At 54.3% G+C, this 23574-nt stretch carries 25 protein-coding genes, 1 pseudogene and 1 riboswitch; of the genes and pseudogenes, 22 read left to right on the top strand and 4 right to left on the bottom strand.

Annotated features, from left to right (window positions below; genetic code table 11):
* Positions 1-3: 3 nt before the first annotated feature.
* The 6 genes and pseudogenes from FE783_RS11725 (at position 4) to FE783_RS11710 (ending at position 3716) form a co-directional block, all read left to right on the top strand.
* Positions 4-783, top strand: a complete 780-nt coding sequence (locus FE783_RS11725) for an IclR family transcriptional regulator (RefSeq protein WP_138879531.1) — start codon at positions 4-6, stop codon at positions 781-783.
* 129 nt (positions 784-912) lie between these two features.
* Positions 913-1656 carry an amidohydrolase family protein gene (locus FE783_RS11720; RefSeq protein WP_138879530.1) on the top strand — a complete coding sequence of 248 codons (744 nt, stop codon included), beginning with the start codon at positions 913-915 and terminating at the stop codon, positions 1654-1656.
* Positions 1657-1731: 75 nt separating this feature from the next.
* Positions 1732-2625, top strand: coding sequence for a fumarylacetoacetate hydrolase family protein (locus FE783_RS11715; RefSeq protein WP_138879529.1), 894 nt, complete (start codon positions 1732-1734; stop codon positions 2623-2625).
* A gap of 186 nt (positions 2626-2811) precedes the next feature.
* Positions 2812-2970: a hypothetical protein gene (locus tag FE783_RS37485; protein ID WP_158301753.1), complete on the top strand. Its 159-nt coding sequence runs from the start codon at positions 2812-2814 to the stop codon at positions 2968-2970.
* A gap of 191 nt (positions 2971-3161) precedes the next feature.
* Positions 3162-3290, top strand: a pseudogene (locus FE783_RS38960) (zinc ribbon domain-containing protein); the annotation flags it as partial.
* 39 nt (positions 3291-3329) lie between these two features.
* Complete coding sequence (locus tag FE783_RS11710; protein ID WP_274381441.1) at positions 3330-3716, top strand: NUDIX hydrolase; 387 nt, start codon at positions 3330-3332, stop codon at positions 3714-3716.
* Between the two features lie 91 nt (positions 3717-3807).
* On the opposite strand, the gene trhA is transcribed toward FE783_RS11710, so the two are convergent.
* Positions 3808-4455: a PAQR family membrane homeostasis protein TrhA gene (gene trhA, locus FE783_RS11705; protein ID WP_138879527.1), complete on the bottom strand. Its 648-nt coding sequence runs from the start codon at positions 4453-4455 to the stop codon at positions 3808-3810.
* 82 nt (positions 4456-4537) lie between these two features.
* Between trhA and FE783_RS11700 the strand changes: the two genes are divergently transcribed.
* The gene (locus tag FE783_RS11700) at positions 4538-5476 is read left to right on the top strand and encodes an MBL fold metallo-hydrolase (protein ID WP_238402995.1); all 939 of its coding nucleotides are present in this window, start codon (positions 4538-4540) and stop codon (positions 5474-5476) included.
* Positions 5477-5540: 64 nt separating this feature from the next.
* Here the strand turns inward: FE783_RS11700 and FE783_RS11695 are convergent, their stop codons facing one another.
* A complete protein-coding gene (locus tag FE783_RS11695) occupies positions 5541-7757 on the bottom strand; it encodes a HelD family protein (protein WP_138879681.1) in 2217 nt (738 codons plus the stop codon).
* A 147-nt stretch (positions 7758-7904) separates the two neighbouring features.
* Here FE783_RS11695 and FE783_RS11690 point away from each other — a divergent pair, with 147 nt between their 5' ends.
* The 3 genes from FE783_RS11690 (at position 7905) to FE783_RS11680 (ending at position 10983) form a co-directional block, all read left to right on the top strand.
* On the top strand, positions 7905-9149 hold the full coding sequence (locus FE783_RS11690) for an MFS transporter (RefSeq protein WP_238402994.1): 1245 nt from the start codon (positions 7905-7907) through the stop codon (positions 9147-9149).
* An 85-nt stretch (positions 9150-9234) separates the two neighbouring features.
* The gene (locus FE783_RS11685; protein WP_138879525.1) at positions 9235-10098 is read left to right on the top strand and encodes a sugar phosphate isomerase/epimerase family protein; all 864 of its coding nucleotides are present in this window, start codon (positions 9235-9237) and stop codon (positions 10096-10098) included.
* A gap of 18 nt (positions 10099-10116) precedes the next feature.
* Positions 10117-10983, top strand: coding sequence for a MurR/RpiR family transcriptional regulator (locus FE783_RS11680; protein ID WP_138879524.1), 867 nt, complete (start codon positions 10117-10119; stop codon positions 10981-10983).
* A 72-nt stretch (positions 10984-11055) separates the two neighbouring features.
* Here the strand turns inward: FE783_RS11680 and FE783_RS11675 are convergent, their stop codons facing one another.
* The gene (locus tag FE783_RS11675) at positions 11056-11955 is read right to left on the bottom strand and encodes an AraC family transcriptional regulator (RefSeq protein WP_158301751.1); all 900 of its coding nucleotides are present in this window, start codon (positions 11953-11955) and stop codon (positions 11056-11058) included.
* Positions 11956-12158: 203 nt separating this feature from the next.
* On the opposite strand from FE783_RS11675, the gene FE783_RS11670 reads away from it, so the two are divergent.
* From FE783_RS11670 to FE783_RS38660, 4 genes are all read left to right on the top strand, one after another.
* The gene (locus FE783_RS11670) at positions 12159-12983 is read left to right on the top strand and encodes a M55 family metallopeptidase (RefSeq protein ID WP_158301750.1); all 825 of its coding nucleotides are present in this window, start codon (positions 12159-12161) and stop codon (positions 12981-12983) included.
* Between the two features lie 33 nt (positions 12984-13016).
* A complete protein-coding gene (locus FE783_RS11665) occupies positions 13017-14351 on the top strand; it encodes a DegT/DnrJ/EryC1/StrS family aminotransferase (protein WP_138879521.1) in 1335 nt (444 codons plus the stop codon).
* A 137-nt stretch (positions 14352-14488) separates the two neighbouring features.
* A complete protein-coding gene (locus tag FE783_RS11660; protein WP_138879520.1) occupies positions 14489-14614 on the top strand; it encodes a DUF4023 domain-containing protein in 126 nt (41 codons plus the stop codon).
* A gap of 31 nt (positions 14615-14645) precedes the next feature.
* Positions 14646-14780, top strand: coding sequence for a hypothetical protein (locus FE783_RS38660; protein WP_274381440.1), 135 nt, complete (start codon positions 14646-14648; stop codon positions 14778-14780).
* Positions 14781-14871: 91 nt separating this feature from the next.
* Here the strand turns inward: FE783_RS38660 and FE783_RS38290 are convergent, their stop codons facing one another.
* On the bottom strand, positions 14872-14988 hold the full coding sequence (locus FE783_RS38290) for a DUF6254 family protein (protein WP_238402993.1): 117 nt from the start codon (positions 14986-14988) through the stop codon (positions 14872-14874).
* 98 nt (positions 14989-15086) lie between these two features.
* Between FE783_RS38290 and FE783_RS11655 the strand changes: the two genes are divergently transcribed.
* The 8 genes from FE783_RS11655 to nrdE all read left to right on the top strand — a co-directional run bounded on the left by FE783_RS11655 (position 15087) and on the right by nrdE (position 23531).
* Positions 15087-15770 carry a metal-dependent hydrolase gene (locus FE783_RS11655; RefSeq protein WP_138879519.1) on the top strand — a complete coding sequence of 228 codons (684 nt, stop codon included), beginning with the start codon at positions 15087-15089 and terminating at the stop codon, positions 15768-15770.
* 152 nt (positions 15771-15922) lie between these two features.
* Positions 15923-17488, top strand: a complete 1566-nt coding sequence (locus FE783_RS11650) for a copper amine oxidase N-terminal domain-containing protein (RefSeq protein ID WP_138879518.1) — start codon at positions 15923-15925, stop codon at positions 17486-17488.
* Between the two features lie 102 nt (positions 17489-17590).
* The gene (locus FE783_RS11645) at positions 17591-18322 is read left to right on the top strand and encodes a phosphonate ABC transporter ATP-binding protein (RefSeq protein WP_138879517.1); all 732 of its coding nucleotides are present in this window, start codon (positions 17591-17593) and stop codon (positions 18320-18322) included.
* A gap of 28 nt (positions 18323-18350) precedes the next feature.
* Positions 18351-19139: an SDR family oxidoreductase gene (locus FE783_RS11640; protein WP_138879516.1), complete on the top strand. Its 789-nt coding sequence runs from the start codon at positions 18351-18353 to the stop codon at positions 19137-19139.
* A 133-nt stretch (positions 19140-19272) separates the two neighbouring features.
* Positions 19273-19878: a hypothetical protein gene (locus tag FE783_RS11635; RefSeq protein ID WP_138879515.1), complete on the top strand. Its 606-nt coding sequence runs from the start codon at positions 19273-19275 to the stop codon at positions 19876-19878.
* Between the two features lie 76 nt (positions 19879-19954).
* A complete protein-coding gene (locus FE783_RS11630) occupies positions 19955-20449 on the top strand; it encodes a cysteine dioxygenase (protein WP_138879514.1) in 495 nt (164 codons plus the stop codon).
* Positions 20450-20755: 306 nt separating this feature from the next.
* Positions 20756-20956: riboswitch (cobalamin riboswitch) on the top strand.
* A 144-nt stretch (positions 20957-21100) separates the two neighbouring features.
* A complete protein-coding gene (gene nrdI, locus FE783_RS11625; protein WP_138879513.1) occupies positions 21101-21460 on the top strand; it encodes a class Ib ribonucleoside-diphosphate reductase assembly flavoprotein NrdI in 360 nt (119 codons plus the stop codon).
* Entirely contained in the window at positions 21447-23531 is a 2085-nt protein-coding gene (gene nrdE / locus FE783_RS11620) for a class 1b ribonucleoside-diphosphate reductase subunit alpha (protein ID WP_138879512.1), read from the top strand. Before nrdI ends, nrdE begins: the two co-directional genes overlap by 14 nt.
* The last annotated feature ends 43 nt before the right edge of the window (positions 23532-23574 follow it).

Genomic DNA, 23574 nt, shown 5'->3' with positions numbered 1-23574 from the left:
CTTATGAAAGAAACCGAGAAACAAGCGACCACCGTAAAATCCGCCGCCCGGGTGTTGGATATATTCGAACTGTTCGCCGAACGGCACGAGCCGATCAATCTGACGGAGCTGTCGAGAGAGCTGGATATGCCGGCCAGCAGCGCCTACAAGTTGCTGCAAAACTTGCTTGCGCGAGGGTATTTGGAGTCCGACAAGCAGGGGAAGACGTTCCGTCTCGGCTATAAGCTGTTCGAAATCGGCAGCAAATACGCCCAGCGGACCGATCTGGCCGGCGAATTCCAATTCGCCGCCCAAAAAATGATCGACGACATCAACGAATCGGTGTTCCTTACGATCCGCAACGGCGAAATGGCGCTCTATATCGCGGAAAAGCAAAGCACTCACCCGGTTCGGTTCGTCTCGCATCTGGGGATGCAGCTGCCGCTTCATGCTACGGCGATGGGCAAAGTGCTGCTCAGCGGAATGACGGAAGAGGAAATCGCCAAGCTGTATCCCGACAAGCAGCTTGGCAGGCTAACGGATACTACGATTACCGATTTCGGCGAGCTGATGAAGCAGATCGAACGGATCCGCGCCGAAGGGCTCGGATACAGTATGGGCGAATCGGTGCACGGCATTCGCTGCGTCGCTGCTCCGATCATCGGCGCTTCCGGGCAGATCGTATCCTCGCTGGGGGTATCGATGCCGGAGTCGAGATGGGAGCCGGGCGTTTGGGAGCGCATCGGCCGTTCGGTCTTGCAAGGCGCCAAAGAAATCAGCACCCGGCTGTATTATATGTCTTAGGTAAATATCAGATCATCTGATCAATTTGACACAGAAAATACTTGAAAACGTGTTTACACATCGCTCCCGTTCCGCTACCATAGAGAATGACGGAGCGATCCGACGTTTGGCCGGGAGGCTGGATGACCGATGATCATCGATATGCATACGCACGTTTGGGGCGGCAGATACGAACTGCATACCCGGGAATTGATTGCAAATTGCGAACGGTACGGAATCGGCAAAATCATCGTTTCCGGAATCGCGCGGCAATATCCGGACGAGACGGATATCGATCGGCATAACCGCGACATCGTACGTTTCCGCAAGGAACGTCCGGGGCTGGTCGAAGGATACGTGTATGTCAATCCTCGCCACGCGAATGCGGTGGACGTGCTGCGGCGGGGCATTGAAGAAGACGGCATGGTCGGCTTGAAGCTCTGGATCGCTACATATTGCGACGATCCGCTCGTTTATCCGCTAGTGGAGCGCTGCATTCGGTTAGATGTGCCGATCTTGCTTCACGCTTTTCATAAAGCGGTCAATCAACTGCCTGACGAAACGACAGGCGTACACATTGCAAAGCTCGCCGACCGGTACCCCGAGGCGAAGCTGATCATGGCTCATTTGGGCGGCAATGCATACCACGGCATTAAGGCGATCCGCGATAAGCCGAATGTGTGGACCGATTTCTCCGGTTCCTTGTTCGGGAGGGAAGACATCGATTATGCGGTGAGCCAGCTCGGGTCCGACCGGGTGTTGTTCGGTTCGGATATGCCCGGCTGTTCGTTCATAACGAATTATGCCCAAGTTCAGGAAGCGGACTTGAGCCCGCAGCAGAGGGAAGACATTTATTCGAACAATGCAAGGAAGCTGTTCCGGCTGATCAGCTGACGTACCGGAGCGCGGCCGGACAAGCGGCGGATGAACGGAATAGACTGACGATTGCCATACGGGGAGGACTTAATCGTGAAACTCGTCACCATTCAAACGAAAAATGAGAACCATTTAGGCGTCAAAACAGATCGCGGCATTTTGGACGTAACGGCTGCCGCCCGTTCTGGCAAAGGGAGCTCGCTTCCTTTAACGGTACATGAATTGATCGAAGGCGGAGCGGCTGCCCGCCAAGCGGTAGAATCGCTCGTGCGCGAAGCGGAAACGGACGCCGCAGCATGGTTGAACGCCGATTCGGTCGTATACGGTCCGTGCGTGACCCGTCCGGAGAAGCTGATTTGCGTCGGCTTGAACTATCGCAAGCATGCCGAAGAAACGAATGCGAAAATTCCGGAGTACCCGATTCTGTTCAACAAATTCAACAACACGCTGACCGGTCACGGCCACGACGTCGAATTGCCGGTTACTTCCAAAGAGGTGGATTACGAGGCGGAGCTCGCCATCGTCATCGGTCGCCGCACGAAGCATGTAAGCGAAGAGCAAGCGCTTGACAGCGTATTCGGCTACTGCACCGCCAACGACTTGTCGGCGCGGGATCTTCAATTGCGCACGAACCAATGGATGCTCGGCAAAGTGTGCGACGGCTTCTCGCCGCTCGGACCGGAGCTTGTAACCGCGGACGAAATTCCCGATCCGAACAATTTGCAAATCAGCTGTCACGTCAACGGCGAGCAGCGTCAAAACTCCAATACGTCCGACATGATCTTCAACTGCAAACAAATTATAAGCTACTTGTCCCGCCATCTTACGTTGGAGCCGGGCGACGTTATCTTGACGGGAACGCCGGAAGGCGTCGTACTCGGGTATCCGCCGGAGAAACGGGTCTATTTGCAGCCCGGCGACGTCGTCACCGTGTCGATCGAGAAGCTCGGAAGCATCACGAACAAGATGGTTGCGGAGAAAGTATAATCATCCAGGCCGGCCTTCAAGCCGCTTGCAGTGAAAAAGCACCTTCATACGAGGGTGCTTTTTTTGCCGTTTTAGCACATAAATGTTTCGGGGACTCCACATTGAGGGGATTTTTGTTTTGTTTTGGGGAGGAGCTTCATATGATAGTATGCAAGCGGTTACAACCGGAAGGGAGTCGATGTTCCGATGGGCATGTTTCTGGTTTGCATGACGGGCTGCCTAGCGTTTTTCGCCGCCATCTTCGTGACTATTTTTCGTTTCCTTGAGACCGACACGTATGCGTACGATATGCAATTTATCTGGGATCGGTATCCGGTTACGCTGGAGCAGATGGAGTTCAAGTAGAATGGGGATTATGGAAAGCTGAAGAAGGCTGACGGGAGCAAGCGCCGGCGGCCTGTTTTTGCTTTTGTCCGCGATTGGAAAATGGTCTTGATCTTACAAATAATGGGTGATAACATGATATCGCGGGACTAAATAAGTCCTATAGGGATGAAAAATGTCCCTATTAATCGAGGAGCAGGAGTGTATCGACCATGATGTCATACCCTGAACTTGTATTGCCGCGTTTGAGATATCAGTTTTGTCCGATGTGTCGTACGGAGCTTGTGAAAAAAGTACTCAATGATGACGAAATTGATCGCGTAAGCTGCGCTTCTTGCGGGTGGGTACATTACCCGACAAATGCGATGGGAGTCATCATCTTGGTAACGGTGGACACCCGAATCGTTGCCATTATGCCGCCCGATGCCCCCGAACAATTCCCGGCTGCTCTACCTGGCGGTCATGGAGAATACGGCGAATCGCCCGAAGAAGCGGCTATACGGGAAGCTTACGAGGAGACAGGGTATCATGTTGCCATTACAGAACTGCTGGGGTGGGGGTTCAACAAAACGGTAGGCTACCCCGGACCTATGATCCACTTTTACTATGAAGCGCGGGCAATCGGAGGGAACGCCAGGGACAGCGAGGAAGGCCGAGTGCAGCTATTCGGGTTTGAGCAATTTCCGGCGATTTCCCCGCAGCGCGGAGGCAGCAGGAGGACGATGGAGCTGTACGCGGAGAAAATGAAACAGCGTTCGAGCCGCTGAATGAGGCATGACCATTTACCGGCCGAATTCAGATTCGGCCGGCAGCTGGCGAGCAGTATTAGTTGAGGGTGGGACGATAGTCGACTTAGCTTTAACCGGCCGCTCCCGGCATAGGCAGGACGTAGAACAGGATCGCGATGAAATGACAGACGCTTCCGCCGATGACGAACGTATGCCAGACCGCGTGATGATACGGAATTTTGCGCCAAATGTAGAATACCGTTCCGACGGTGTACAAGATCCCTCCGCCTACAAGCCAGAGCAGTCCGTTCCAAGGCAGCTGCTCATAAAGCGGTTTAATGGCAAATACGATCAGCCACCCCATAATAATGTAGAACAACGTGGACAGCAGAATGAATCTGCTGACGAAGTACGCCTTGAATACGATGCCGGCGACGGCTAGTCCCCACACGATGCCGAAGATCGTCCAACCGACAGGCCCGCGGAGCGTAACTAGCAGGAAAGGCGTATAAGTGCCGGCGATCAGCAAATAAATGGCGGAATGATCGAGTATTTCGAAAATATCCTTCGCTTTTCCTTCGCGAAAGCTGTGAAGCAGTGTGGAGCACGTGTACAACAAAACGAGCGTCGTGCCAAAGATGCTGAAGCTGACAATATGCCAGACGTCGCCGTGCAGGCAGGCGAATACGACCAGTATCGCCAGAGCGGCGGCACTAAGCATCGCGCCGATCCCGTGGCTGATCGCATTGGCGATTTCTTCGCGAACCGAATACCTCATTCGAATCTCCTCGCTTGCTATCGTTTGCTAACTATTTTAACCTATAGGAGTGCAGAAGGAAAGAAAGGGGAGAAGCAGGCCAGTGACCCGCTACAACAATATGGACGGCGCGCCGAAGAGCCCGACGTTTCGCGATCTTCAAGCTTGGCGTAAGGAACGCAAAGCAAAGGTGAAAGATTTATCGTTCGAAATTCCACGCGCGCCGCTTGATCCGAAGCAACTGGCAGTCTCGCCGGAGGCATGCCGCTTCGCTTGGATCGGGCACTCCACTTTTTTGCTGCAAATGGGCGGAATGAACGTTTTGACCGACCCCGTATGGGCGAACCGGATGGGCTTCGAGCGAAGGCTGTCCCCGCCCGGAATTGCGATCGATCATATGCCGGACGTCGATGTCGTGCTCCTTTCACACAGTCATTACGACCATCTGCATATTCCGTCGCTGCGAAAGCTTAAAGGAAGCCCGCTCCATCTCGTACCTGCTGGCGTTGCCGCCTTGCTTAAGCGTAAAGGCGTAACAAACGTGCAAGAGTTCAGTTGGTGGGAAAGCCGCAAGATCGGCATGCTCACCTTTACGTTCGTTCCGGCCGAGCACTGGACCCGAAGATCGCTATGGGACATGAATCGTTCCCATTGGGGCGGCTGGATGATCGAATCGGACGGGCCGGTCGGCATCGGGCATTCGAAGAAGACCGTTTATTTTGCCGGCGATTCCGGGTATTTTCGCGGTTTTGCGGAAATCGGGAGCAAGTTCCGGGATATCGATATCGCGCTGATGCCGATCGGAGCGTACGAACCGGAATGGTTCATGTCCCCCCAGCACGTCTCGCCGGAAGAAGCGGTTCAAGCGTTCAAGGACGTCGGAGCCAAGACGTTCGTTCCGATGCATTACGGCGCGTTTCGGCTTGCCGATGATACGCCGAAGGAGGCGCTGGACCGGCTGCACGAAGCATGGCAAGCGAGCGGATTGCAGGAGGGCAGGCTTTTGATTCCCAAGCTGGGAGAGCTGGTCGGAATAAACTGAATGGATGAAGCAAAAGGCTTTGGGGCCTGTCGATCGCCCAAAGCCTATTTTTGTCGCTGAGAAGTCAAGCCTCGATTTGTTTGACAAACTCGTCGTCCGCCCCTTCGATCAACGGAGACGGCCGTCCGGCGTACAGCACCCACAGGTCGTGAAGCGCACGGGTGCATCCTACATACAACAGCTTGGCGTCGTGTTCGTTGGCGCCGTAATGCTCTTCGTCAGCATCGATCAGGATGACGGCGTCGAATTCCAATCCTTTGGCGAGATGAACCGGGACGACGGATAGTCCGCCTTCGTACTTTTGCCGTTGAGCGTCGATCAGCGTCGCCGAGATGTCTTCGTGGAGCAGCGCGGTATGCAGCTGCTTGCACTCCTGCTCCGTCCGTCCGATCACCGCGATCGTGGAAGCGGGACCGCCCGCCAACTTGCGAATCGCCCGAACGATCGTATCGGTTCGTTTCGCCGGGTCATGCCGGAGAGCCTTCACCTTATCGCCGCTGCGAAAGACGGGCACCGCTTGCATCGCGCCCGGAATGCCGTTCTCCAATATCACATTGGCGAATCGGATAATTTCCATCGTAGACCGGTAGCTGCGCTCCATCGTGAAATAGGCGCGGTCGCCTTCGCCGAATAAATGCATAAATTCGTCCCACGATCTAATGCCTTTGTAAGCGTGGATGCCCTGGGACAAGTCTCCAAGTATCGTAAACGATCCGCTCTTGACATGGCGGTTAAGCAGCGCAACTTGAAACGGCGAGAAGTCTTGCGCTTCGTCGATGACGACATGGTCGAATGTCCGCTCACCGTCGATTCCGTACATGAAGTCATAGATCAGCATCAGAGGAGCAAGATCTTCCGGGAACAGCTTGTTTTTGCGGAAAGCATTCGCGGACTCTTCCGCAACCGGTCCGGGAATGGTCAGGCCGGCAATCGTTCTTGCCGGTTCATCGTCTCCGCCGGCCGCACTCGGAAAGAGCGATCTGTAGAAAGTAAAGGGCGAATCGTCCGGCCATGTTTTCCAGAAAGCTTTCAGCTTCTGGGCCGCTTTCTTCTTCCGGTCTTTCCTTACGTTAGGGTCCCGCGTCTCGTTCAGCTCCATCTCGAGCCAACGCTTGATTCTTCCTTCGACCCGCTCCTTCCGTTTCATTAACGGATAGTGCCGGTATTCCCCGTAGAACCATTCCCGTATTTTCGAGGCGGAGCATCTCGCACCCGGCCATGGCTCGAAGCTCTCATCGGGAACGAAGGAGCCTTCGTATTCAACCAGCGCCGATTGGACGGCGTCCATGAAACGAATCGATCCTTTGAAGCGGCCGGGAGCCTCGTCATCGATAGCGGGCTTGTTCCCGCCGTAAGCGAACCAGCGTGCTCTGCGCTCCGTTTCGTCGGCCAACGCCACTTTGTCCTCCAAAGTACCGAGCGCCCAATCCTCGAAAGTCGTTTGTTGGATATGGCCGACTCCGAGCTCCGGCAATACGGAGGAAATATAGTCCAGGAACATCCGGTTCGGTGCGAGAATGATCATTTTTTCAGCGCGAATCTGTTCCCGGTACTGGTACAGCAGGAAGGCGAGACGATGCAGCGCTACGGTCGTCTTGCCGCTCCCGGCCACCCCCTGGATGACGAGCGCCGTGTTTTTGGCCGAACGTATAATTTTGTCCTGTTCGGCTTGAATGGTGGAGACGATATCGCGCAGCTTGTTGTCTTTGTTCTCGCCGAGACGGTACAGCAAAAACTCGTCGGTAACGGCAGGACTGTCGCTGTTGCGGTCATAAGTGTCGACGACACGCTGCAAAATTTGTTTGCGGATGACGAGATTCCGCTTTAAATAGACGAGACCTTCGATAAGGCCGTCCGGAGCCTCATAGGAAGCGGGACCTTCGCCGCCCGTGAACGAATAGAACAGGCTCGCTACGGGCGCCCGCCAGTCGATCACGAGCGGTTCGCCGGTCGAATCGTTCTCTACGCCGAATTTGCCGATGTAGAGAGGCCGTGCAGTGCCTTCCTTCTGCTCCTGAAAGTCGAGCCGTCCGAAATAAGGCTCATCCGTGGCGCCGGACAAGTTGCGACGCGCACTCTCGCGAATCGATTCGAGCACTTGTTCGGTCAAATTATCTCCGAAATATCGCGGAACCGCCCGCAGGTCATTCAGCTTTCGGTCGATCCAGCCGGACGTCCGCTCCAGCTTCTCCAATTCCTCTTGATAGGCACTTTGAATCTCCAATTCAGTTACCTCCAAATTTATGCGGCTTGACGTACCTTGCAAAAAATAGACCTTCATACTACCATACGGACAAGCAAAAAGAAAATCCAACTTCATGTATAGCCGATTTTTCCGGGTGACGGCTCGGACTTTTCACTTGAACATTTCCCTGATTTCTATAGAATGAATGTTATTGTACGAATACTGGATGCGGAGGCGTTTGAATTGAAACGGCTGCTGTGGATGGGATGCCTCTGTTATGTGCTGACCGGGTTCACGCTCGTAATCGTAGGTTCCGTATTGCCCGAGCTTCTGGCTCATTATTCGAAAGGGTATGGGGACGGCGGGAAGCTTGTCCTGATCCAGTTTATCGGCTTGCTCGGCGGAGTGCTCAGCATGCCGTTCATGATCCGGCTGGTCGGGCGGCGATGGACTGTCGGGATCGGACTCGTCGGCATGTCCGTTGAAACATTGTTTATCGTCTCGCCTCCTTGGGGAATGACGATGCCGCTGCTGTTTGTCGCAGGTTTCGGCGCAGGTCTAGTCGAGGCGAGCATCGGATCGCTCATATTGCTTGCCGCGAAGGAACGTCCGGCTGCCGCCATGAGCAAGCTGGAGATTACGTTCGGGGCCGGTGCACTCGCCATGCCTTTCCTCGTCAGCTGGCTGATCGTGAAAGACTCTTGGCTGCTCGCTTTTCCGGTGCTGGGTCTCAGCGCATTGCTGCTCGCAGTCGTATGGGGGTTCCTTTCCTTCGGAGAATTGGATCGGACGCTTGTACGGGGGGCGCTGACGGCTGAAGTTCACACGGACAGCCGGAATACGGACAAGGGAGAAGGGAGCCGGTCCAAGAGCCATAAGGGTGAAAATAAGTACATCTTCGTTTTGTGCGCGTTATTTTTCTTTCTTTACGGCGGCAGCGAGGTGTCCATCATTCATTTTCTGCCATCCGTCTTTATGGAGGACCGGTTTGCCGGCGCTTCCGCCGCATCGCTTGTCGTCAGCGTGTATTGGATCGGGATGGTTGTCGGAAGGACGGCTACGGGTCTGTTGGCCGACCGTTTTGGCTATTACCGGTTTTTGCTCGTATCGGCCGGGGGAGCGGTGGTCGTTCTCGGCGGTCTGGCTGCAGGCGGCGGGCTGCAAACCGGATTCGTTCTAGCATTCCTAGTCGGCCTGTTCATGTCCGGCATGTTTGCGATCGCCCTAATCTACGCCAATATGCAGATGCCCGGCCGGACGGATCGGACGACGAGCCTGCTCATGGCGGTCAACGGTTCCGGAGGGGCGCTTCTGCCGTACTTGTCGGGGTGGACGATGGAAACATTCCCGGCGCAAGCGACCGTATGGCTGCTTGCAGGCTGCATGGGATTGATGCTGCTGTTTCTAATTCTCGTCCGGCAGGCCGGATTGTTTGCCGGGATAAGAAAATGGTACGACGGACGCGGCAAATGGAAGGGAATTTCATGAGTCTCCGGTGAAAATAATGGCAGACAAACCGGCATGGTCCGGTTACAATGATAAAGGAACAAAAACCTATCGGAGGGATTCTCATATGAAACTAGGAGTAAGCACTTATAGCTTGTCAAGGGCGATCGCCGCCAAAGAATTCGATGTGCTGGGCGCTATCCAGTGGATCGCCGACAACGGGGGTCAGCACGTCGAAATCGTGCCGATCGGGTTCTCTTTGGACAATGACAACGATTTGACGGATGCGATCGTGAATAAAGCCGCGGAAGTGGGAATCGACATTTCCAACTACGCGATCGGAGCCAAATTCATCGACCTGGACGAGGCCGGATACCGTGCCGAGATCGAGCGCGTGAAAAAGCATGTGGACGTCGCCAACCGGCTCGGCGTCAAGCGGATGCGCCATGACGTCGCGTCCAGACCGATTCCGGAAACGGGAACCGCGCAATTCGAGAAAGACTTCGATACGATCGTGAAAGCGAGCGTGGAAATCGCCGATTATGCGAGTCAGTACGGCATCGTCACCAGTATCGAGAACCATGGCTTCCTCGTTCAGGCCACCGAGCGCGTCCATCGGATCATCGAGGCTGTCAACCGCCCGAACTTCCGCCATACGATCGATATCGGCAACTTCCTGTGCGTAGACGAGAATCCGGTTGCAGCCGTCAAGAAAAGCGTATCGTACGCTTCGATGGTTCACTTGAAGGATTTCTACGTTCGTCCGTCGTACCGCAATCCGGGAGAAGGCTGGTTCCGTTCCACGAGCGGCAACTATTTGCGCGGAGCCATCGTCGGACAAGGCGATATCGACATGTACGAAGTCATTCGCGTCGTGAAAGCGTCCGGCTATGACGGCTATATCTCGATCGAATTCGAAGGCAAAGAGGAATGCAAATGGGGGACGAAAGCGGCTCTTGACAATGCGCTCCGTATATGGAACGAAGTATAAGCCGTTCGTGAAACTTGTATGAAACATGCAAAAATACCGGACTTGAACAATACGCTGCTGAAAATATCGAGCATCTACACTTCCTTGACGAAATCGGAGCAGAAGGTCGCCGATGTCGTCATGAAGGAGCCCGAAGCAGCCGTCTTTTATACGATAACCGATCTTTCTGAGAAGGCCGGCGTCGGGGAGACGTCGGTCATCCGATTTTGCCGGAAGCTGGGGTTTAAAGGGTATCAGGAATTCAAGCTGTCCGTCGCCCAAAACTTGTCAACCCCGTCGCAAAATATACATGGCGACATTCAGGACGAGGACGAGCTGTCGGTTGTCGTGAAAAAAATTAGCGCGATGAATCGGCAAAATATCGAAAATACGACGACGCTGCTCGATGAAGAGAACTTGCGCAAAGCGATCTCGATTATCCGTGAGGCGAAGAAGCTGTATTTCTTCGGTGTCGGTTCTTCCGGAATTACCGCGATCGACGGCAAATACCGGTTCATGAGGCTCGGGTACGACTGCTCGGCCGAGAATGACGCCCATATTATCGCCATGAATGCGGCGCTGCTGAAGAAAGGCGACGTTGTCATCGGAGTATCGACGTCGGGCAGTACGAAGGATCTCGTGGATGCGCTGGAAATCGCGAAACGGAAAGGGGCTCGCATCTTATGCTTGACGAGCCATGCCCGTTCCCCGGTTACCCAGTTTGCGGATGTCGTGCTGTTGACCGCTTCCAAGGAAAGCCCGCTTCAAGGAGGCTCGTTTTCCTCCAAAATGTCGCAAATCCATGCGCTGGACGTACTGTCCACCGCCGTGGCGCTCGGCCAGAAGGAGCGTACCTACGAGGCTCTGGAGATGACGGCCAAGGCAGTGCTGGACAAGCTGTACTAATCAAGACGAATAAAGGGATTCCACTTTGACCTCTGCGGTCGAAATGGAATCCCTTTGTTTGTTGCACGATGGTTACGGTGCTGCTCCGCCTGATTCTCTCATTAGACTGCGGAATTCGCTTGCCGTCCGACCCTTCATGTCCCGAAACGCGCGGGCGAACGTTCGGAATGAATCGAAGCCTACCGCTGCGGCGATATCGGTTACGGACATGTTGGTGTGAAGAAGCATCGTAATCGCGCTCTCGATGCGAAGCTGGCGGACGTAATCGTGAAACCGCTTTCCCGTATGCTCCTTGAACGACCGGCTTATATGGGGGACGCTGTAGCGGAACTGCCGCGACAAATCTTCCAGCGTCAGCTTATCCGTATAGTGCAGGTGTACGTATTGCAGCAGCGGCGACATTTTGACGGTTTCATCGCGTTCGTCCGCCGGCGGTACGGAGCATTTTCCGTTGCCGGCGCGAATGAACAGCAGGATCGCTTCGCTCAGCTTCAGCCGGATCATATGGCGTCTGCCCGGACTGTCGGGCATGGCATATTCCTCGTGCAACTGCTCCATAGTCGCCGTCATCCGCTCCGCCCCAGCTCCATCGAAATCCGCGAACGACGGCGATGTCGTACCGATGCCGTACAGCAGCCGCGAAAACTCGGAGTCCTCATGCTCACCGAACAGCAGCGGCAAATCGAACATACACCGGTATTTGCGCATCGTCAAGCCAGGGTCGCTCTCCAGCTTATGCATATGGTGGGGGAGAAGAAACGAGGCGGTACCCGGACGAATACGGTGAGCTACGCCGTTGATGGACTCCGAACCCGTTCCTTCCACGTAGTAGGAAAGCTCGGCGTAATCATGATGGTGCAGAGCCGACTGCGTGACGGTACCGACGTTTATAAAAAATCGTTGCTTGCCGTCAGCGGTCATTTTCAGTCCGCCGATATGCTCCTGGTATTCCGGATATATCGTTTTCGGCATAATCTTTCCCCCTTGGTCATAACGACTGCCGTGGAATATTGATTCTATGTTAAAAAGTGACATATCGCATCGACGGTTCTGTCATGTTCTTCATTTACTTTTATTATATAGTTACATACGAGAAAAGGAAGCCCCTTGTGCGCTGCGGAAACTGCCTGTCCGGCGGCCGCTCGGGCGAATCATTGCGAGGAGGATCGGCCGGCATGAAATTGCTCGTCATGACCGACATGGAAGGCTCTGCGGGAATGATTAACCACGACGATTGGGTCGTGCCCGGCAGCCGGTATTACGAGGAAGGCAAAAAGCTGCTGACGCTGGAAACGAACGCCGCGATCGAAGGCTTTGCCGCCGGAGGCGCCACGGAGTTCTTGGTCGTGGACGGGCACGGTTACGGCGGGATCAATCATCTGCTGCTGGACCCACGGGCCCAATTCATGCGCGGACCTTATCACGGCAACTACTACTCGATGCTGGACGCTTCTTTCGATGCGATAGCTTGGGTCGGTCAGCACGCCAAAGCGGGAACGCCTTTTGCCCAGATGGCGCATACGGGCTGGTTTAACGTAATCGATTACAGAATGAACGGGGTATCCGTGGGCGAATTCGGCCAACTGGCGATGTGCGGCGCTTTTCTCGGCATCCGCTCGATCTTCGGAGCGGGAGACGAGGCTTTCGCGAAGGAAGCTTCGGCTTTGATCGAAGGAATCGAAACGGTTGCGGTCAAACGTGGACTGATGCCGGGAAGCGGTGACGAATTCGGCACGGAAGGGTACAAGGAGCGCAATAACGGCGCGATTCATCTTCATCCCGAGCTGGCGCGGACCCGTATTCGGGAAGGCGCGGAGCGGGCGGCGCGGCGGTTTGCCGAGAACCGGGAACAGTTCGCGCTGCTGCGGGTAGAAGCGCCGTTTCGGCGGGAAATTCGTTACCGCAGCGACGGAACGAAGGCGGCCTATACCCACCGAGACGAGCATCCCGACAGCATCATTCGTTTGTTGGGCGGCAAGTCATTGAATGCGGATTCATAGAAATTATCCTATCGACTAAAGGAGCGATCTCCCATGATCGGAACTGAAAAGCTGGCATTGCTAGGCGGCACGAAAGCGGTCAAACAATCTCATGAGGATTTGTTCAAGTGGCCGATCATTACCCAAGAGGACGAAGCGGCCGCCGTGCAAGTTTTGCGTGACGGAGCGATGTCCGGAACGGATATTACGAGAAAATTCGAGCGTGAATTCGCCGACTGGCTGGACATGAAATATGCGCTCGCTTTCAACAACGGCACCAATTCTTTGCTGGGCGCGTTTTACGGCTGCGGCGTGGGTGTCGGCGACGAAGTTATATGTCCCAGCGTAACCTACTGGGCGTCGGCGTTGCCGGCTTATTCGCTCGGCGCGTCCGTCGTATTCGCGGAAATCGACCCGGTCTCGCTCTGTCTGGACCCGAACGATATCGAGCACCGGATTACGCCCAAGACGAAAGCGATCGTCGTCGTCCACTACTTGGGTCATCCGGCCGATATGGATCCGATCATGGAGATTGCCAGAAAGCATAATATTAAAGTGATCGAAGACGTATCCCATGCCCAGGGCGGCTATTATAAAGGGCGCAGAGTCGGCACGATCGGGGACGTAGGCGCCATGTCGCTGATGGCCGGCAAATCGTTCGCCATCGGGGAAGGCGGCATTTTCGTCACGAACGACCTGGAAATTTATGAGCGCGCTATCGCTCTGGGCCATTACGAGCGGTACAATCAGGAAATCCAAACTCCTTACTTGCAGCCGCATGCAGGCTTGCCGCTCGGCGGCTACAAGTTCCGGATGCATCAAGTCAGCTCCGCGGTAGGCCGTGTGCAATTGAAATATTACGACGAACGTATCGGCGAAATCGACAAGGCGATGAACTATTTCTGGGATCGGCTTGAAGGCGTTCCCGGGCTGCGCGCGCACCGTCCGGCGAAAGATTCCGGCAGCACGATGGGGGGCTGGTACGCCACTCACGGCCATTACGTTCCCGAAGAGCTCGGCGGCTTGTCGGTAACGAGATTTTGCGAAGCGGTCCGTGCCGAAGGCGTGTCGATCGGACCGGGCTGCAACTTGCCGCTGCATCTGCATTCGCTGCAGCATGACGCCGATGTATACGGACACGGCAAACCGACCATTATCGCCAACGCTTCCCGCGATTTGCGTCAACCGAAGGGAAGCTTGCCGGTCTCCGAAGGCATCGCGGCGCGCGTGTACTCGATTCCATGGTTCAAGCATTTCCGTCCGGAGCTGATCGACCAGTACGTGGAGGCGTTCCGCAAAGCGGCGCTGCAATTCGATGCATTGCTGGAAGATGATAAAGGCAATCCGGAAAGGCTCGGCGGCTGGAACTTCTTCCGCCAAAAAGCTTAATCACGTTAAACAAGCTTCCTCCGATACCGGGGGGAGCTTCTCTTTTTGCAGAAATTTCACAAGAGAACCCGCCGCAATTGCAGCCGAACCTGGACATACTATGGTCGAAGTCTTTCCGTAAGGGAGGAGGAGCCGCCATGGATAGTACTCAATCCTACTTGAACAAGCTTCACGATACGCAGGCGAAGGATGAGAAAAACCGGAGAACCCACGGAAAGGGCGACCCGGACCGCAAGCTGCCGGGCAAGCAGAAAGAACGGTAATCATAACGAATTATTACACGGAGGTGCCCACATGCCCCACCATCGCCGCAAAGCTTATAAAGAACAGCAGAACATGTCCAGGATGAAGGAAGAGGCCCGGACCATGCATGCCGACAAGTCGAAAGCTTTCCCTCCATCGGCTAATGGGATAAGCAAGAACGTCTGAGGTAACGGCAAATCGTAACAAGAACCCCTTGGCAAGGATAAACCGGACGGTTTGTTTCTTGCCTGGGGTTCTTGTGGCGTTGAAGAGGCAACTAACCTTGATCCGCGGAATCGGACAATTCCTTGAGCGACGTAATTTTTCCGTGCGGCTGCTGATTTTGTTTGCGCATTTTCCACGCGTTTTCTTTCCGGCGCTTGGATGTTGTCATGGGCAGTCCCACCTCCATTCGTATCGTTGGCTTCACGAAGCGAATTTATGTAAAATGAAGGGGTACCCAACATTTGGATAATGGAAAGGGTGAGAGGCGTGAACATTACATATTTCGGACATTCGTGCCTGTATGTGGAGAACGGCGGCAAAAAGGTGATAATCGATCCGTTTTTGTCCGGTAACCCGGCATCCGGGGTATCCCCGCATGATGTGGAAGCGGATGCGGTGCTGCTGACCCATGCGCATGACGATCATTTCGGTGACAGTATCGAAATTGCCAAGCGGAACGGCTGTCCGATCGTCGCGGTGTTCGAACTCGCGATGCACTGCATCCGGTTAGGGGCTCGGGCTCATGCGATGAATATCGGAGGCTCCTACTCGTTCGACGGCTTCCGGGTTAAATTCACGCAGGCGTTCCACGGTTCTTCGCTTCGGGAGGGCGATCAATATTTGTACGCCGGTCAGCCTGCGGGCATACTGCTGACCATGGGGGACAAGACGATTTATCATGCCGGCGACACGTCGTTGTTCAGCGACATGAAGCTGATCGGGGAAATGAACACGATCGCGCTGGCGGCGCTGCCGATCGGGGACAACTATACGATGGGACCGGAGGAAGCCGTATACGCCGCGCGTTGGCTTCAGACGAAGCAGGTCATTCCGCTTCATTACGATACGTTTCCGGTCATCCGGCAAGATACGGGCAAGTTCGCCGCTATGCTGGGCGAGTACGATATTGAATGCTATCCGCTGAAGAGCAAGCAGATGATCACAATATAGCAGGCGTTTCTTCAAACCGCTCGATTCCTTCTTGGACGGGCGGTTTTTCTACGGTACACCTATTGCATATTTTTCTAGGCAAGCGTTAGTATGGGAGTTGGAGCTTATATTTGGTAAGGCTGTCGAATTTGCATAGAAAGCAGGAACTTATTATGAATAAACGTAAAACCGTTAGCTTGGTTTTGGCATTCGGTTTGTTGATCGGGGGGAGTCCGGCATATGCGGAAGATGGACAAAAAACAGCGGCCATACAAGCGGTTTCATCCGTGAAAATGATATTGAACAGCAAAACGGCAATATTGAACGGGAAGGAAATGTTGCTGCCTGTCGAACCGACGCTGATCGGAGAAACAACGATGGTACCGATACGCGCCGTATCCGAGGCGTTGGGCGCTGAAGTTAAATGGTTCGGCGACGAGAGCGCTATCGCGATCCAAGCCGGAGAGTACAAGCTGCGACTGGTCATCGGAAGCAAGACGGCGATCGTTGGCGAGCGCTCCGAGTCGTTGGATCAGCCGGCTCAAATCGTAAATGAAACTACGATGGTACCGCTGCGGTTTATAGCGGAAAGCTTAAATCAAGTCGTAGCCTTCGATGCGGCTACCGGCACGATTACGATAACCCCCAAACGGCCGGAGGTCCCTCCGAAGGAAGAGGCGCCGGCGAAGGTGCCCGTGCAACGGACGAAACTGGAGACTGTTGCGATGGAACAGCTGCTCGGGAGCAAAAATTTGAGAGAATTGCTGAATTTTTCGGCCCCTATTCAAAGTATCGTAACCGACAAAGACGGAAACGTGTATGTCTTGTTCGCGAAAAGCCCGACGAGCATTGCTCTGCTCAAATACGATTCAAAAACGAAAAAAGCGGATCTGGTGCTGGACTCGTTCGACAGCCGTTTCAACTTTAGCTACACGGAACCGTTGGGCAGCAAAAAAGAGATGCACTACAGTGATCTGGCATCTGGTTCGTTGTACTATGACGAGCAAAGCGGCCATGTATACTTGTTGGCCTACAACACGAATGCGAATTACAATAAAACCGGGGAATCGCTTCAAAAAAGCAGCATATCTTGTATCGTTTATCGGATTAAGCCGGACATCCAAATGATCACCTATGCAACGGCAGGGGACGCGAGTTCCTTTCTGGGTAATTTCCTGTTAGCTATAGACGGCAAACAATTCTATTTCAGCGATATCATACATAGCCAAATTTATACGTCTGCCGCGGGCGGAAGTGCGGATCCGATCGCTTCAATCAATAAAAGCTCAGGAGGCGCCAAACTGACGGCCACCGTCAATGACGGAAAAATTTATATATTTAACATATTTTCTCAGTCTCTTACCGAACTGGAACCGAGCAGCGGCGCTACCCGTCAAGTAGCGAAAACGAATGTGGAAACGCTGCGTCAAGCGACGGCCAGAGACGGCATATTTTATTTGGCAAATTACGAACAAATCTATAAGCTTGATACGAGCGGACGGTTGACGCCTTACGTTTCGTTGAAAGAGATCCAACAGCCTGACGAGAACGGGCAGCGCTCTGTAATTACAAATCAGAACGGCTCCGTGATGACGGTCCCGGCCAGTGAAGGCCTTCCGAAGGTGAAGGAATTCGGGCCATTTGCGGTGGATACAGAGGGGAATATCATTATGTGGTCTCAATCCGAGGGAAGATCGATTCGCAAAATCAGACTGTTCGACACCGTCGTGAAGCCCTGATTCGTCCCGACTGCCCGGCTGCGAAAATCATGGTATAATAAGTTGGATATGCCATCCGGCAAACGAACAGCCGCCGCCGGCAAAAGGAGCCATGATACTGGAATGATCATCGTACGCAACTTATCGAAAACGTTGACCGACGGCCAAACGATACTGTCCAAAGTCAGCTTTCAGGTCGACAGAGGCGAATTCGTCGTCGTCATCGGCGCCAGCGGAAGCGGGAAATCGACTTTGCTCAGCTGTATGGCGCTGCGGCAAAAATGGACGGAAGGCCAATTCATCATCGACGGCAAGGAGCTGTCGAACACGAAATGGATGGACAAGCTTCAACTGCGAAAAGATTGGGCGTTTCTCGAGGAACGGCCGGCGCTGCACCCGAAAAAGAACGCGCTGAAAAACGTATTCAGCGGCCGTTTCTACCAGCTTCCGTTATGGCGCAAGCTCACGGGTACGATATCCACGGAAGAACATATCCGGGCGATGGATTATTTGGAACGGGTCGGCCTGCTGGATAAAGCGAAAATGCTGCCTGCCGAGAAGCTTAGCGGAGGCGAGCAGCAGCGTGTCGCCATAGCGAGAGCGCTGGCGCAAGGCGCGAAAGTCATTTTGGCGGACGAGCCTACGAAAGGACTTGACCCGGAATCGGCTACGAAGGTGCTTCAGGATCTCCGGGCGCTCTGCAAAGATCAGAATATGATCGTTATCGCCGCCATGCAGAATCTGGAGATGGCCGAGCGTAACGCTTCGCGTCTGTGGGGATTGGCCGGAGGCAAGCTGGTGCTCGATATTCCGGCGCGCAAATTGACCCAGAGCGAGAAAAATACGATTCTTTAATCGGACATCGGAAATGGAGCGATGAGCTATGGATATGCGTTTGGACAACAAGACGGTGCTTGTAACGGCCGGCAGCAAAGGTTTGGGAAAAGCAAGCGCGATCGAGTTCGCGCGAGAAGGAGCGAGTGTCGTCATTTCGAGCCGCAATGCCGATAACTTGAACCAGGCCAAGGCGGACATCGAGCGGCTTACGGGCCGGGAAGTGTTGGCCTTACAAGCGGATGTGAACGGCAAAGAAGATATACAGCGCACGGTTCAGGCCGCTATAGATTGGACCGGCCGTCTGGATGTGCTTGTCACGAACGCGGGCGGACCTCCCGGAGGCGGCTTTGACCAGTTCGACGATACGGCATGGGAAGCGGCCTTCCAGCAAAACTTGATGAGTGTCGTCCGTTTGATCCGGGAAGCGCTGCCGCATATGCGGAAACAAGGCGGCGGACGAATCGTCAATTTGACCTCGGTGTCCATCAAGCAGCCGATCCCCGACCTGATCCTGTCGAATGTGTTCCGGGCGGGCGTATACGCTTTGACCAAAAGCTTGTCGGCCGAGCTGGGCAAAGATTCGATTCTCGTCAACACGGTCGGCCCGGGACGGATCGAGACGGACCGGATCTTGGAGCTGGATCGCCGGGCTGCCGAAGCAAGAGGAGCGACGGAGGAGCAAGTGCGCTCGCAATCGATGAGTCAAATTCCGCTCGGACGTTACGGCACGCCGGAGGAATTCGCGAAAACGATCGTATATCTCGGCTCGTTCGCCAACACCTACGTAACCGGACAAGCCGTTCTCGTCGACGGCGGCATGGTGCGGGCGCTGTAGGCGGACATTGCGATAATAGGGCGGTACTCCTAGAAGGGAGTGCCGTCCTATTTCGGCTTTCGACATAGGTGTCCGGCGGCAGGGCGGCAGTATGGTATACTTAGGCAAACGGGATTCCAGGGAGGGATTGGGCATGATAGACTTGGTACAGCGGCTGGCCGGACGGAAGCCGATTCAATCGTTGAAGCCGGTAACCGTATGGGATGCGGAGCTGGACGACACAATCAAGATGGTCGTAGGGGAATGGGCCGAACGGAAGGAAGCAGGGAACCATTCGCACGCATTGTCTGTTCTCTCGGGCATGCATCTTTGGAATGACAGCTTGGATGCTTCTCATACGATTTCGCAGAACCTTCATACTCCGTCGGGTAGTTATTGGCATGCGATCATGCACCGGATGGAGGGCGACTATTGGAACTCGAAGTATTGGTATAACCGGGTGGGCAAGCATCCGGTTTTTAGCGAGCTTTCCGGGTATGTTAAGGAGCTGCTGGCGGAAGAGAAGTCCGGCCGTGTTCGAGCGGAGCTGGAAGCGCTTGTTCGTACGGTAGAGTGGGACCCTAACCGATTTGTGGATGCGGTGGAAAGACAGGTGGAGAAGGAGCGGGATGAAGCGGTAATCGCCGTATTGGAGAGGGTTCAATGGTGCGAGACTGCTTTGCTGCTCCGTTATTGTTATCGTGCTGCGGGGGAGGGAGCGGATATAGATCTCAACGACATCGAAAGTGAGCTTGTATAGGCCGAACCGACCGGGACGTTCGCTCATATAGATGAGTAAGGCGGAATATCGCCCCACTTACAGGGGAGGGTGTCCCATGCTTTTGATCAAACGGCTCAGCGACATGCTGTCGGAGCTCAAACGCCCGGATGTGCGCGAGTTGAAAGAAATAATGACGGCGCTCGATTGTACACCTGAACTCATCGCACCCTACGTATCGGAGCCCGATGGGCTGCCATACGGACGGAACGTTCTATTTCGCTCCGACGTAGTCGAAGCTATAGTCGTACACATTCCCGCCCGCAGCGAAACGTACATCCACGACCACGGCTGCTCGGCCGGCTGTGCCTTGGTGGTGGAGGGCATCCTGCTGAACACGATCTATAAAGCGGATGAGCGCGGAGAAGCGGTTTATGCCGCCCAATTCCGCGTAAAGGAAGGGCAAACGCTGCCGGCGCCGAAGGGCCAAATTCATCAGATGAGCAATCCGGGAGCCAGACGAACCGTATCGCTGCATTTGTACTCCCCACCGCTGTCAGGCGCGAAGACGTACACACGGTCGGAGCAATACGTATTGGACTATGTGATTTAAACATGCGCCGCTTCAGACGACTCCTTCTCGGACACGAGGAGGAGTTGTTTGTTCTAGTCACTTGCAATTATTTCCCAATATTCCGCTAGTAAATAACAGTACGAGAAATTCATTATATTGATGTAGAAAATTACCTCTAAAAATGATAGAGCGCTTTTTGATAGAGTGAATTTGAGACTCTTTTTTGTTATCCCGAGAATGCAGGCCAGTGGCGGATTCCTCAAAAGTCAACCCTTTCCGCTACAAAAATAGAAGGCTTGTCCGATTGACATGCACAATATATTGATATAAATTATTAAATACAAACTACATATTGTTGTAACGGGTGCTTTTCCGTCCATAAGACGGAACGAGCTTAATAGGGAAGTCCGGTGCGAAGCCGGCACGGTCCCGCCACTGTATGGGAGTAGATTCGGTCCGAATTGCCACTGGCTGTCAACAGCCGGGAAGGCGGACGAGAATCGCCGATCCCCGAGTCAGGAGACCTGCCCGTTCGACGACACAAGCCCTACGGTCGATAGGAAGGTGTCCGCTACGTCGTTATTACTGCTGTCATGCTATGACTTGCAAGTATTCGGCGCATCCGGCCGATCTGTCGCTGATGCGCTTTTTTCATGCGCCGGGGATACGGGAAAGGGGATTCTCTACTAGATGCTGATCGTATACGATTCCAAAACCGGAAATGTAAAAAGATTTGTCGGCAAGCTGGGTATGCCGGCCGTACCGATCGAGAATGAGTTGACCGTCGACGAGCCTTTCGTGCTCGTTACCTATACGACCGGCTTCGGACAGGCGCCCGAAAAGACGCTTTCGTTTCTGAAGCGCAACCATCGTCAATTGGTCGGCGTGTCCGCGAGCGGCAACCGGAATTGGGGAGAAGGCTTCGCCCGCAGCGCCGACCGGATCGCGGATCTGTATAACGTGCCGGTCTTGAGCAAGTTCGAATTGGCGGGAACGACGAAAGACGTGGAACGATTCATGCAGGAGGTGAGCGCAGTTGCGTCATATTGAGTTGAACAACATGCTGATGCAGCGGAGCGAGGACGGGTTTTTCCAATTGGACAAAGATCGGGAAGCGGTGGAAGCGTTCATGGAGGAGGTTGCCCGCAAAAGCGTCCGCTTCGCGAACACGGCCGAGAAAATCCGCTATATGATCGATCAGGACTTTTACGAAAATGTGTTCGATACATATACAATGGAGCAGGTTGAGGAGATTTACGGGATTACGCACGCTTACAAGTTCGAGTTCCCTTCCTATATGGCGGCTTCGAAATTTTATACGGACTATGCGGTGAAGAGCGACGACCGTTCGCTTTACTTGGAGCATTATCCCGACCGGGTTGCCATCGTCGCTCTGCATTTGGCGAGAGGCGATATGAGCGCGGCGCGCGCCTTGGCCGAATCGATGATGGAGCGGCGTCTGCAGCCCGCTACCCCGACGTTTCTGAATGCGGGCAAGAGCAGAAGAGGCGAGATGGTTTCGTGCTTCCTGCTCGAGCTGGACGATTCGCTCAACTCGATCAATTACGGCATCGGCACATGCATGCAGCTATCCAAAATCGGCGGCGGCGTTGCCGTAAACTTGTCCAAGCTTCGCGGCCGGGGCGAGCCGATCAAAGGCGTCGAAGGCGCGGCCAAAGGCATTATGCCGGTGCTGAAGCTGATGGAGGATGCTTTCTCCTATGCGGATCAGATGGGGCAGCGCAAAGGCTCGGGAGCCGGTTATTATAATATTTTCGGCTGGGACGTAATGGAGTTTCTCGACAGCAAAAAAATTAACGCCGACGAGAAAAGCCGCCTGAAGACGCTGTCGATCGGACTAATCGTTCCGAACAAGTTTTATGAGCTTGCCGAGCGCAACGAGCCGCTGCACGTATTCGCTCCTTACTCCGTTTACCGCGCTTATGGCATACATATGGATGACATGGACATGGACGAGATGTACGATCAGCTGATCGCGAACGACGGCGTCCGCAAGAAAGTAGTGATGAGCGCCCGCGATATGCTCGTCAAAATCGCAACGATCCAGCTCGAATCGGGATATCCTTACATGATGAACCGAAGCAATGCGAACAGCGCCCACGCGCTTAAAGATATCGGCACGATCAAGATGTCGAACCTGTGCACCGAAATATTCCAGCTGCAGGAAACGTCGGAAATCGGCGATTACGGACAGGCGGATACGATCAGACGGGATATTAGCTGCAACTTGGCTTCTCTCAATATCGCCAACGTCATGGAGCGGAAGAAGATTAAGGAATCGGTGCACGAAGGAATGATCGGCTTGACCGCCGTCAGCGACATGACGCACATCTCGAACGCCCCGGGCGTGGCGAAGGCGAACAGCGAGCTGCACTCGGTAGGGCTTGGCGCTATGAACCTGCACGGATATTTGGCGAAGAACAGCATCGCTTACGACAGCGATGACGCGATCCAGTTCGCGCGTGCTTTTTTCATGGCGATGAATTATTATTCGATTGAGAAAAGCATGGATATCGCGCGTTCGCGCGGCGTCACGTTCCACGGCTTCGAGAAGTCCGAATACGCCAAGGGCACTTATTTCGAGCGTTATGAACGCACGGATTACCGCCCGACATCGGATAAAGCCAAAGCGCTGTTCGACGGGATCGAGCTTCCGTCCCCGCAAGACTGGCAGAAGCTTAAAGGACTGGTGCAGCAGCACGGCCTGTATCACGCATACCGTCTCGCCATTGCGCCGACCCAGAGCATCTCGTATATCCAGAACGCCACCTCGAGCGTAATGCCGGTCGTGGAACAAATCGAGACGCGCACGTATGCGAATTCGACGACTTATTATCCGATGCCGTACTTGAGCCGGGACAATTTCTTCTACTATAAGTCGGCATACAACATGGATCAGTTCAAAGTGCTCGATCTGATCGCCGAAATCCAGACGCATGTCGACCAAGGCATCTCTACCGTCCTGCACGTGAACAGCGACGTGACGACAAGACAGCTTGCCCGCTATTACGTATATGCGGCCAAGAAAGGGCTGAAGTCGCTTTATTATACGCGGACGAACCGGCTGTCCGTGGAAGAGTGCATCAGCTGCTCGGTTTGATTTTCCGGCAAGACGACAAAGGAGAACCTTATCATGGACAAAA

It is taken from the genome of Paenibacillus mesophilus, assembly GCF_005938385.1.
GTDB classification, from domain to species: Bacteria; Bacillota; Bacilli; order Paenibacillales; family NBRC-103111; genus Paenibacillus_AB; species Paenibacillus_AB mesophilus.
The sequence above is the reverse complement of the archived record's forward strand: the minus strand, read 5'-3'. Positions and strand labels throughout refer to the sequence as shown.